The sequence below is a fragment of the Staphylococcus sp. 510 genome (assembly GCF_057219715.1).
The window spans coordinates 106,796-119,279 of record NZ_JBXVVK010000001.1; the positions used below are offsets into that span (position 1 = coordinate 106,796).

Sequence of the window (12,484 nt, forward strand, 5' to 3'; positions counted from 1 at the left end):
GGATGTATGATTGATATGTATCAACTGCGTTTCGAATTTAACTCATGTATAATAAAATTATTGATTACAAACAGGGAGTGAATCATATTGACACAAGGTTTACCAAATAGACAAGATATACCTAGTACTGAAACATGGGATTTAAAGGATTTATTCCAAAATGATGAAGATTTTTACCAAATATTAGATGAGACGCTAGCCTCTTCATTATCTTTTAATAAGCGTTATAATGGTCAATTAAAAGAAATTGATACGATTGAACATGCGCTTAAAGATTATGAAGCACTTTTAATACAAATTGATCGATTAGGCAATTATGCTGAATTACGTTTAAGTGTAGACACAACTAATGAAGCTGCACAGACATTAAATGCTAAATTAAATACGTCTTATGGTAAAATCGCAAGTCGATTATCCTTTGTCGAATCAGAAATATTAAATTTGAGTAATGATACGTTACAGCAACTGAAATCTCAAACACAATATCCACATTACATTCAACAATTAATTGAACGCAAACCGTATCAATTAGATCCTAAAGTTGAACAAACATTAGCAAGTCTATCCCCTACTTTAAATCAACCTTATGATTTATACGGTACTATTAAAATGTTAGATATTGCATTTGAATCATTTAAACATAACAACATAGAGTATCCAATGGATTATGCAACATTTGAAAATGAATACGAGGATCATGCTGATCCTGAATTTAGGCAGAAAAGTTTTAAGGCATTTAGCGATGCGATTAGACGTTATCAACATACAACAGCTGCCACTTATAATATGCAAATACAACAAGAAAAAATTGAAGCGGATTTAAGAGGATATGACTCAGTGATTGATTATTTATTACAAGAACAAGAAGTGACACGTGATATGTTTGATAGACAAATTGATGTCATTATGAGTGATTTAGCACCTGTCATGCAAAAATATGCTAAATTACTGCAACGTGTACATGGATTGGAAAAAATGCGTTTTGAAGATTTAAAGGTTTCAATCGATCCTAGTTATGAACCTGAAATTTCCATTGATGAATCTAAATCTTATATCTATGGTGCACTTGATGTACTTGGCGACGATTACCATTCTATGATTGAATCGGCATACCAAAATCGCTGGATAGATTTCGCTCAAAATAAAGGTAAAGATACTGGTGCGTTCTGTGCTAGTCCTTATTTCACACACTCTTATGTCTTTATTTCATGGACTGGAAAGATGGCTGAAACATTTGTCTTGGCACATGAATTAGGCCATGCAGGTCATTTCACTTTAGCACAACAAAATCAGAATTTCTTAGAATCTGAAGCTTCAATGTATTTTGTGGAAGCACCATCAACAATGAACGAGATGTTAATGGCAAATTATTTATTCAACCATAGCGAAGATCCACGATTCAAACGTTGGGTCATCGGTTCTATACTATCTCGTACGTATTATCATAATATGGTGACGCATTTGCTAGAAGCGGCTTATCAACGTGAAGTATATCAGAAAGTAGATCATGGAGAATCATTAACAGCGCCAGTGTTAAATGATATTATGCTTAATGTTTATCAACAATTCTTTGGTAATGCGGTTGAAATGACAGACGGTACGGAGTTAACTTGGATGAGACAACCGCATTATTATATGGGGCTATATTCGTATACTTATTCAGCGGGCTTAACAATTGGTACTGTCATGTCACAAAGAATAAAAACTGAAGGACAACCAGCTGTTAATGATTGGTTAAATACGTTGAAGTCAGGCGGTAGTTTATCACCAGTTGCATTAGCAAAACAAGCAGGTGTTGATATCACAACAGAAGCACCATTGAAAGACACAATACGATATATATCTGAATTGGTAGATGAAGCAATTGCGCTTACTGATGAAATTGAGGCTAATTCATAAGTAAAACAAATCCCCTAAATGTAGCTAAGTGCTATCATTTAGGGGATTTTTATATATTTAGGTTCTAACAATTACGAAGATCAGTCAGTTATATTTAAATTTGGGTTAAATAGGAATTTTAGCGACCTGCTTCGTAGTGTTCACCTGTGAGAAAATAGTACACGCTTTCAGCAATATTACTAATATGATCTCCGACACGTTCTAGATTTCTAGCAGCTAAGTGAGCTTGACCTGCTACAAACGGATCGTTATCAATTAAATATGTCGTATTGACAATGTTGATATATAAATCATCGATATCTTGATCTCGTTCAATAATTTCTTTAATTAATGTAATGTCTTCATTTTTGACAGCTGTATTTAAATCTTCAAGCATTAGCATAGCTAATTTGCCCATAGTCTTTAATCTTGTTAAGACATAATGGTCAGTTATTTTAACTCTGAGTCGAATATGAGCGATATTTGCGGCGTTATCACCCATACGTTCAAAGTCAGTAGAAATCTTTAAAGCTGCCATCATCATGCGTAAGTCTGTCGCTATAGGTTGTTGCTTTGTAATAAGCATGATGACTTTTTCATTAATTTCATAGTCTAAACGATTAATTTCTTTATCTTTTTCAATTGTCTCTCTTGCGAAAGTTCTCTTATCATCACTTAACGACACTAATGCATTTTCAATATTAAAATAAACACGAAGACCTAGACGACGTAAATCTTTGATTAAGTCTTCTAGTTGGCCTTCGTATTTTTGTCTAATCACTGCCATATATTAACCAAATCGTCCTGAAATGTAATCTTCAGTTTGCTTATCAGCTGGATTTGAGAAAATTTTATCAGTGTCGTCATATTCATTTATATAGCCGTTCAAGAAGAAAGCTGTTTTATCAGAAACACGAGCAGCTTGTTGCATGTTATGTGTAACCATGATGATAGAATAGTTTTCTTTTAATTCTTGAACAAGTTCTTCAATTTTCAATGTAGAAATAGGGTCTAAAGCTGATGTTGGTTCGTCCATTAAAATAACATCAGGTTCAATTGCTAAACATCTAGCGATACAAACACGTTGTTGTTGTCCACCAGATAATCCATACGCATTCATATGCAATCTATCTTTTAATTCGTCCCAAATAGCTGCGCCACGTAGTGATTTTTCTACAATTTCATCTAAAATCTTTTTATTTTTAATGCCGTGTGTTTTTGGTCCATACGTAATATTATCATATATAGATTTAGGGAATGGGTTTGGTTGTTGGAATACCATTCCTACATTCGTTCTTAATTTTTCTTTAGAATATTTTGCATCATAGATATTTTGATCACGATATAAAATCTTACCTGCAGTTTTAACTGATGGAACTAGTTCAACCATACGATTTAAAGCTTTAATGTAAGTTGATTTACCGCAACCTGATGGTCCGATAATGGCAGTTACATTGTTTTCAAGAATATCTAAATTGATATTTTGAAGCGCATGATTATCACCATACCATAAGTCTAAATTTTGTGTAGAATAAACGATTTTACGTTCACTATCAGAAATCGGATCGTGTTTATCTTGTGTAGTTACTATAGTAGATACGCCTTGATTTGAGTTGTCTTTCAATTGATCTAATGTTTTGTTTTCTTCGACTTTTGTATTAGCCATAATTTAAAACTCCTTCTAATTAACTAAGTTGATTTAATGTCTACTTAATCGTAAATAACGTTTCCCTGTTTTTATAACGACGTTAGCTTAAAATTTCTTACTGAATTTGTTACGGAAGAAAATAGCTAGTCCATTCATTAATAATAAGATTACTAATAATACGATAATGCCTGCTGATGCGACATTTTGGAATTCTTCTTGAGGCATTTTTGCCCAGTTATATATTTGAATTGGTAATGCTTGGAACTGATCCATAATACCGCTTGGTAAACGTAATAGAATTGTAGGAATACCAATTAAGATTAAAGGTGCTGTTTCACCTAATGCACGAGATAGCGCTAAGATAAAGCCTGTTAAAATACCTGGTAAAGCTGCAGGTAATACCACTTTATAAATCGTTTGCCATTTGTTAGCACCTAAACCATAAGAAGCTTCTCTTACTGAGTTAGGTACAGCACGAATCGCTTCCTGTGCCGCCACGATAATGACTGGTAAAATTAATAAAGACATTGTTAATGCGCCGGCAATGATTGATTTACCAAGTGATAATGATTCAACGCCCATACCACGAACGAATAATGTAAGTCCTAATAGACCGAATACAACTGAAGGTACACCTGCTAAGTTTGATATACAAACCTTAACAAAGTTCGTGAATGGATTTTTACGTGCATATTCTTCAAGATAAATTGCTGTACCTACACCTAATACGATTGATATTGGAATAATAGTAATCATTAACCATAATGTACCAACTAATGCACCTTTAATCCCTGCCATTGACGGTGTGGAAGATGAAAAGTTAGTAAAGAATGATGGTGTTAAATGCCCAGCACCTTTAATTAATGTATCAACTAATAAAGCTGCTAATACGATTAAACCAATTAATGTACAGGCTAAAAATATACCTTTGAAAATTTTATTTTTGGTCATACGACTCGAAATATTTTTATCGACTTGCTTTTGATCGATTAATGTTTTGCTATTGCTATTTGATGTATTAGTAGTTGTCGCCATATTAATACTCCTCTCTGAAACGTTTAGAAATCCATTGTGATAGTAAGTTCATTGCTAATGTGAAAATGAATAGCGTGAAACCTACTGCATAGATACTGTAATAAACGTCTGATCCGAAAGTAGCATCGCCTGTCGCAACTTGAACGATATAACCAGTCATTGTTTGAATAGAACCAGTTAAGTTAAGTGAAGCTGTAGGTGTACTACCTGCTGCAAGAGATACAATCATTGTTTCACCGATAGCTCTTGAGACAGCTAATACGATTGAAGCTAAAATACCTGAAGCTGCTGCTGGTAACACAACTTTAATTGCAACTTCTAATTTAGTAGCACCTAATCCCAATGCACCTTCACGAATCTTATTCGGTACTGATGCCATTGCATCTTCACTCATACTTGTGATAAGTGGGATAATCATAACCCCAACGACTAATCCGGGACTGATTGAGTTGAAACTACCTAACTGTGGAAATACTGATCTTAAAATTGGTGTGACAAAAGTTAATGCAAAGAAACCAAATACGATAGTAGGAATACCAGCTAAAATTTCTAAAATTGGTTTGATAATTCGTCTAACTTTGTCAGTCGCATATTCACTTAAGTAAATAGCAGCACCTAATCCGATTGGAACGGCGAATAATGCAGCAATGATTGTGATTTTTAACGTCCCTATGATTAATGCCCAAATACCATATGATGGTTTAGCAGAGAATGGGTTCCAATCTGTAGAGAATAAAAATTCTGTAATTGGTACACGTGTGAAGAACGTAATTGTTTCTGTAAGTAAAGTAAATAAAATCCCTAATGTAACTAAAATTGAAATCGCTGCAATGATAGCCAAAATAATCGGTACGATTTTATCGCTTGTACCACCCTTTTTGGCATTGTTCTTAGCAATCATTTCTCTAATATTTGTTTTTGAAGCCATTTAAAAACCTCTCTCTTATTAAATCTCCCAATTATAAAAAAAAGAGTGGGAATATTTCAGGCTATAGATGAGCTAGACTCATGATTTGTAATATGACTTATAACCTGAAAAGAAAATCAGACAAAGTGGTTATTGATTTTAACCACTTTGCAATGATTTTCGTTAGTATTCCCAAACTCTATTATTAATTATTTATCTTCTTTTTTATCAGATTTTTTATCAGAGTCTTTGCTGTTTTTCTTAATGTATTTTTTCAAATCTTTAAGCTCTTCTTTGTAGTCTTTCTTAGGAAGGGCTACATAACCAGCATCCTCAGCTGCTTTACCTTTATCTTCAAGTGTGAATTTCATGAATTCTTGGAAAGCTTTGTTATCTTTTAATGATTTCTCTTTAGCGTAGATGAATAATGGTCTACTTAATGCATAAGAGTTATCTTGGATTGTTTTCTTAGTTGGTTCTGTGTCTTTACCTTTATCGTCTTTGATTTTAACTTCTTTTAATTTATCTTTATTTTGTTGATAGAAGTTATAACCGAAGTAACCGATACCTTCTTTATTCTTTTCAACTGATTGAACGATAACGTTTGTATCAGCATTTTTCTCAGCTTTGATATCGCCTTTGTCCATTACTTCTTCAGTAAAGAAGTCGAATGTACCATGTGATTGGTCAGGTGAGAAAGCTTTAATTTTCTTATCGGGCCATTTAGAGTTAACATCTTTCCATGTTTTAGCTTTGCCAGAGTAGATTTCTTTAAGTTGATCTTTAGATAATGATTTAACGAAGTCATTATCTTTATTTACTGTAACTGTTACACCATCTTGTGCAATTTTGTATTCTTTGTATTTAATGCCTTTATCTTCTAACTTTTTCTTTTCTTCATCTTTAATTGGTCTTGAAGCATTTGAGAAATCTGTTTCACCTGAAATGAATTTCTCAAATCCGCCACCAGTTCCTGAAGTACCAGATGATACTGTAGCGTTAGGATAATCTTTAGCGAATTTTTCGTTTAATTTTTCAATGATTGGACCGACTGTTGATGACCCGTCACCTTTTACTTTTCCACTTACATCTTTACCTTCGCCTGAACCGCCATTGTTACCGCCGCCACAAGCGCCTAAAAGTACTGAAGCTCCTAATACAGTCGTACCGACTAATTGCCACTTTTTCATTGAAACATCCTCCTAATATAAATAACCCAAATGTTATATGTATTTCTTACAGTCCTAATACTAAAGGTTTATTGTTAATTAATAATAGAGCTAATGTAAATGTTTTGTTAAGAATGAGAATTGAATTGTAAATATGCTTTGAACACTGATATAACAGTGTTTTTAAAGTTAGAGATCTTGAAAAATAATATAATTTTTGGGTTGTTAAAATTGCAAAATATAAAAATGATGGTTTTGGATACTTAAAATATTACAAAAAAAGCGCTTATTGAAATATTTCATTCAATAAGCGCTATGGTGATATGATTCGACTATATTAATAGAAGAAATGCGTTTTTGTATTAAGAATTTTGTTCGTCTTCCGTACGAGACCAACCTTTTTTTGTTAAGCTGATTTTGCCAGTTTCAATATTAATCATCTTTTGTTTATATAGATGACCAATGGCACGTTTAAATGAACCTTTGCTCATATTAAATACCTCTTTGATAGCTTCGGGACTCGATTTATCCCAAAAAGGTAATTCGCCATCATATTCCACAAGTAAATCAAAAATGACTTGCCCATCATCATCTAATCTTTCATGAGCTAAAGGTAAAAATGAACCATTAAGTTCACCGCGTTCATTATGACCAATAATACGAACGGTAACTAATTCACCTAATCTTGGCTCTGCTTTACGTTCTGATTCATGAACAAAAATTTTATAACCTTCGGTACTTAATAAGAAACTCCCCACTCTTAAAACACGATATGGTCTAGCTTCTAACATTTCATTTTGTTTACTATCGTCGTTAACGGGTGTGTACATGTTATCAACGATACCTTCACTTGCTAAACGAGCGAACATTTGGTTCTGACTATCAATTCTTAATGTCACGAGTAATTGATCTCCAGCTTCTGGCCATAATGTTTTAACCTTTGGTAAATCTTCCCAGGGTATTAATACTTCTCTCGGTAGGCCAACATCAACACGTGCGCCATCGCGATCGACTTTAAGCACCTTTGCAAAGTCATATTTGTCTTTCGTAATATCAGGCATATTTTGTGTTGCGAATAATTCACCTGATCTATTTGGATAAATAAAGAAACTGTATTCTTCACCTATTTGTAATTCGTCTTCTTCATTTACTTCGGATTGATTGAGTTTAACTTGTTCTCCATTGGGTCCTTTTAACATATATGTTGATCCTTGTAAGCCAGTCACTTCAAGAAATTCTATAGAACCTACGATATCTTTTTCTAGTGCCATTATATTCTCCTTCGAGTCTTTTATTCTTTTATAGTATAACACGAGTCATGTAATCTATCATTACAAGTTATCGGTGGTCGAAACTATCGTTATAATATGATATAATTCTTCCGTTAGAATAACGATATAAAAAAGGAGCAAATGCATGTTACAAGTAACTGATGTAAGTTTACGTTTTGGCGATCGTAAGCTATTTGAAGATGTAAATATTAAATTTACTGAAGGTAATTGCTATGGTTTAATTGGTGCAAATGGTGCAGGTAAATCTACTTTCTTAAAAATTTTATCTGGTGAGTTAGATTCACAAACAGGTCATGTGTCATTAGGTAAAGATGAAAGATTAGCGATTTTAAAACAGGACCACTTCGCATATGAAGATGAACGTGTACTTGATGTTGTGATCAAAGGTCATGAACGTTTATATGAAGTAATGAAAGAAAAAGATGAAATCTACATGAAACCAGACTTTAGTGATGAAGATGGTATTCGTGCTGCTGAACTTGAAGGCGAATTTGCTGAAATGAATGGTTGGAATGCTGAAGCAGATGCAGCTAACCTACTTTCAGGATTAGGTATCGATGCTTCATTACAAGACAAGAAAATGTCTGAACTTGAAAATAACCAAAAAGTAAAAGTATTGCTAGCCCAAAGTTTATTTGGCGATCCAGATGTATTATTACTAGATGAGCCTACCAATGGTTTAGATATTCCAGCTATTAGTTGGTTAGAAGACTTTTTAATCAACTTTGAAAATACTGTTATCGTAGTATCCCATGACCGTCACTTCTTAAATAATGTGTGTACACATATTGCAGATTTAGACTTTGGTAAGATCAAAGTATATGTTGGTAACTATGATTTCTGGTATCAATCAAGCCAATTAGCTCAAAAAATGGCTCAAGAACAAAATAAGAAAAAAGAAGAAAAAATTAAAGAATTACAAGATTTCGTTGCGCGTTTCTCAGCGAATGCTTCTAAATCAAAACAAGCAACGAGTCGTAAGAAACAATTAGAAAAAATTGAATTAGATGATATTCAACCTTCATCTAGACGTTATCCATATGTTAAATTCACACCTGAAAGAGAAATTGGTAATGATTTATTAACTGTTCAAAACCTATCAAAAACAATTGATGGTGAAAAAGTATTAGATAACATTTCATTTACAATGAATCCTAATGATAAAGCTATTTTAATTGGTGATAGTGAAATTGCTAAAACAACATTACTTAAAATCTTAGCTGGTGAAATGGAGCCTGATGAAGGATCTTATAAATGGGGTGTAACAACTTCATTAAGTTACTTCCCTAAAGATAACTCTGAATTCTTTGATGGTGTGGATATGAATCTTGTTGACTGGTTACGTCAATATGCACCAGAAGATGAACAAACTGAAACATTCTTACGTGGCTTCTTAGGACGTATGTTATTTAGTGGTGAAGAAGTTAAGAAAAAAGCAAGCGTGTTATCAGGTGGCGAAAAAGTTCGTTGTATGTTAAGTAAAATGATGCTATCAAGTGCTAACGTATTGTTACTTGATGAGCCTACCAACCACTTAGACTTAGAAAGTATCACAGCAGTCAATGATGGTTTGAAATCATTTAAAGGTTCATTGATCTTTACATCATATGACTTTGAATTTATCAATACAATTGCTAACCGTGTGATTGATTTAAATCAATCTGGTGCCGTTTCTAAAGAAATTCCTTATGAAGAATACTTAAAAGAAACAGGAGTATTACAATAAATGACTTCGATTGAGCGTATGAATACATTTTGATGATGTATTTATACGCTTTTTATATACAGATATAATGAACATTCCCCTACTACTCTAGTTATTTATATTTTAAGGAATACACTCGTTTTGTTATCCGAGTGCACAAGAGATACTAACTATTAAAATGCACTAAAAGGTTTACAATCGTTTAGCAACGATTGAATAAAAGCCACTATATTTTTTGAAAAAGTGGCTCTAAATTTTCTGTTTATTTTAAAAAATCGCAATTATCGGTTTACAGTCACATGTGGTATATGTATAATAAAAACATATCAATTGAATAAGATTTTGATGAGGCGCATTAAACATGAGTAAATATTAGGCAACTGTCTGCTAACAGCTAATATTGAAAGGGGGCAATGCCGAAACGAATGATAATAGCAGGTATCATTTGTTGGACTTTTTGGTTAAGAGCTAAGAGTTTGTCATTATTTCACAATAATGGAGTGCATCACTTGTACATAAATGTAGAACAAGTCGCATTCCAGACTTGTTCTTTTTTATTGAATGGATGTGTCTCCCTACTAACTGAGGAGGACAAATATTGAATAGAAGTGTTTTGAAATTTGGCGGTTCTTCCGTCAGTGATTTTACAAAAATTAAAAATATAGCAGGTATGCTAAAAAATCGTGTTGAACAAGGTGAACAACTGATTGTGGTGGTTAGTGCAATGGGCAAAACCACGGACCAATTAATGGAAAATGTGTCCACATTAACATCAACACCAAAAGAGCAAGAACTCGCCCTACTGTTAACTACAGGAGAGCAACAAACTGTTTCATATTTATCAATGGTTCTCAATGATATTGGTATTAGTGCAAAGGCAATGACAGGATATCAAGCAGGTATCAAGACCATTGGTCATCATTTAAAAAGTAAAATTGCTGAAATTGACCCATCAACCTTTGAAACAGCTTTTAATAAGTACGATGTACTTGTCATAGCTGGATTCCAAGGTATCAACGAGGATCATGAATTAACTACACTCGGCCGTGGCGGTTCTGATACGACAGCAGTAGCTTTAGCAGCAAGTAATCAGATTCCTTGTGAAATCTACACAGATGTTGATGGTGTGTATGCTACAGATCCAAGAATATTGAGTCATGCCAAACGTTTGGAGTATGTATCATACGAGGAAATAATGGAAATGAGCGCATTAGGTGCTGGTGTACTTGAGACACGTAGCGTAGAGTTGGCAAAAAATTATGATATACCATTATATTTAGGAAGAACATTATCAAATGTGAAAGGAACATGGATTATGTCTAGAAGTGATTTATTAGAGAAAAAAGCAGTTACTGGGGTTGCATTAGATCAACACATGATGCATGTAACGATCACTTATCCCCTACCAGATAATCAATTATTAACACAACTATTCACAGAGCTAGAAATAGGTTCTGTCAATGTAGATATGATTTCACAAATCGTTAACCACGAAGGACTACAATTATCCTTCAGTATAAAAGATACAGATGCACATCAAATCACAGCTATTTTAGAGCAATTAGCCGTCGATTTTGAAGCATTGGATTTCAAAATTAATGAAGCATATGTCAAAATTTCATTAATTGGATCCGGTATGAGAGATATGTCAGGCGTAGCATCTAAAGCATTTATTACATTAATCAATGCGAAGATACCTTTTTACCAAACAACCACTTCTGAAATCAGTATTTCTTATGTCATTGATGCTGAAAATGGTGAAAAAGCCGTGGAAGAATTGTACGGTGCATTTGATATATAATTGATTTTAACTTAATTTTTCACAATATTAATAATATTTAAAACGGAGTGACTTAGACATGACAAAATTAGCAGTAGTTGGTGCAACAGGATTAGTTGGAACAAAAATGTTAGAAACTTTAGATCGAAAAGAGATCCCTTTTGATGAATTGGTTCTATTTTCTTCAGCACGTTCAGCTGGTCAAACAATCGAATTTCAAGGGCAAACGTATACAGTACAAGAACTTACAGATGAAGCAGCAAGTGAACACTTTGATTATGTATTGATGAGTGCTGGTGGTGGTACAAGTGAACACTTCGCCCCACTATTTGAAAAAGCTGGCGCTATTGTCATTGATAATTCTAGTCAATGGCGTATGACAGAAGATGTTGATTTAGTTGTACCTGAGGTTAACGAACCCCACTTTACAAGAGGCATCATTGCTAATCCAAACTGTTCTACGATTCAATCAGTCGTACCATTAAAAGTATTGCAAGATGCATTTGGATTATCAAGAGTAGCTTATACGACATATCAAGCGGTTTCAGGATCAGGAGTTAAGGGTAAGAGAGATTTATCTGAAGGTGCAAATGGTAAAGCACCAGAAGCTTATCCTCATCCAATTTATAATAACGTATTACCACATATTGACGTATTCCTTGAAAATGGTTATACAAAAGAAGAACAAAAAATGATAGATGAAACACGTAAAATTTTAAATGACAAAGATTTAAAAGTGACTGCAACTTGTGTACGTGTGCCAGTTCAAGATAGCCATAGTGTTGAAATGGATGTTACTTTAAAACAAGATACTACCGTTGAAGCAATTCAAGAATTATTCGATAAAGATGATCGTGTTGTTCTTGTAGATAATCCTGCTAAAAATGAATACCCTTTAGCAATTCACTCAACAGGTAAAGACGACGTGTTTGTTGGTCGTATTCGTCGAGATGACACATTAGACAATACTTTCCACGTATGGTGTACATCAGACAACCTACTTAAAGGTGCAGCATTGAATGCCGTTCAAGTTTTAGAACAAGTTTTAAAATTGAAAGGAGTTCTTTAAT

10 protein-coding genes and 1 riboswitch are annotated in these 12,484 nt (G+C 33.6%); of the genes, 4 read left to right on the plus strand and 6 right to left on the minus strand.

The window, feature by feature from the left end; all coding sequences use genetic code 11:
* Positions 1–87 precede the first annotated feature (87 nt).
* Positions 88–1,899: an oligoendopeptidase F gene (gene pepF / locus AC2D8K_RS00510; RefSeq protein ID WP_002451346.1), complete on the plus strand. Its 1,812-nt coding sequence runs from the start codon at positions 88–90 to the stop codon at positions 1,897–1,899.
* A gap of 118 nt (positions 1,900–2,017) precedes the next feature.
* Here pepF and phoU read toward each other — a convergent pair whose 3' ends face one another.
* The 6 genes from phoU to cvfB form a co-directional block, all read right to left on the minus strand.
* Positions 2,018–2,665, minus strand: a complete 648-nt coding sequence (phoU, locus tag AC2D8K_RS00515) for a phosphate signaling complex protein PhoU (RefSeq protein WP_002451347.1) — start codon at positions 2,663–2,665, stop codon at positions 2,018–2,020.
* 3 nt (positions 2,666–2,668) lie between these two features.
* The gene (pstB, locus tag AC2D8K_RS00520; protein ID WP_002451348.1) at positions 2,669–3,544 is read right to left on the minus strand and encodes a phosphate ABC transporter ATP-binding protein PstB; all 876 of its coding nucleotides are present in this window, start codon (positions 3,542–3,544) and stop codon (positions 2,669–2,671) included.
* An 87-nt stretch (positions 3,545–3,631) separates the two neighbouring features.
* Complete coding sequence (gene pstA / locus AC2D8K_RS00525) at positions 3,632–4,561, minus strand: phosphate ABC transporter permease PstA (RefSeq protein ID WP_002451349.1); 930 nt, start codon at positions 4,559–4,561, stop codon at positions 3,632–3,634.
* Position 4,562: 1 nt separating this feature from the next.
* Entirely contained in the window at positions 4,563–5,489 is a 927-nt protein-coding gene (pstC, locus tag AC2D8K_RS00530) for a phosphate ABC transporter permease subunit PstC (protein WP_002451350.1), read from the minus strand.
* A gap of 188 nt (positions 5,490–5,677) precedes the next feature.
* A complete protein-coding gene (locus AC2D8K_RS00535) occupies positions 5,678–6,658 on the minus strand; it encodes a PstS family phosphate ABC transporter substrate-binding protein (protein ID WP_002451351.1) in 981 nt (326 codons plus the stop codon).
* A 341-nt stretch (positions 6,659–6,999) separates the two neighbouring features.
* Positions 7,000–7,908, minus strand: a complete 909-nt coding sequence (gene cvfB, locus AC2D8K_RS00540) for an RNA-binding virulence regulatory protein CvfB (RefSeq protein ID WP_002451352.1) — start codon at positions 7,906–7,908, stop codon at positions 7,000–7,002.
* 145 nt (positions 7,909–8,053) lie between these two features.
* Between cvfB and AC2D8K_RS00545 the strand changes: the two genes are divergently transcribed.
* From AC2D8K_RS00545 to AC2D8K_RS00555, 3 genes are all read left to right on the plus strand, one after another.
* Positions 8,054–9,655 carry an ABC-F family ATP-binding cassette domain-containing protein gene (locus tag AC2D8K_RS00545; protein WP_002451353.1) on the plus strand — a complete coding sequence of 534 codons (1,602 nt, stop codon included), beginning with the start codon at positions 8,054–8,056 and terminating at the stop codon, positions 9,653–9,655.
* Positions 9,656–9,971: 316 nt separating this feature from the next.
* Positions 9,972–10,148, plus strand: a riboswitch (Lysine riboswitch).
* Between the two features lie 81 nt (positions 10,149–10,229).
* Positions 10,230–11,435 carry an aspartate kinase gene (locus AC2D8K_RS00550; RefSeq protein WP_172852438.1) on the plus strand — a complete coding sequence of 402 codons (1,206 nt, stop codon included), beginning with the start codon at positions 10,230–10,232 and terminating at the stop codon, positions 11,433–11,435.
* 58 nt (positions 11,436–11,493) lie between these two features.
* On the plus strand, positions 11,494–12,483 hold the full coding sequence (locus tag AC2D8K_RS00555; protein ID WP_002451355.1) for an aspartate-semialdehyde dehydrogenase: 990 nt from the start codon (positions 11,494–11,496) through the stop codon (positions 12,481–12,483).
* The last annotated feature ends 1 nt before the right edge of the window (position 12,484 follow it).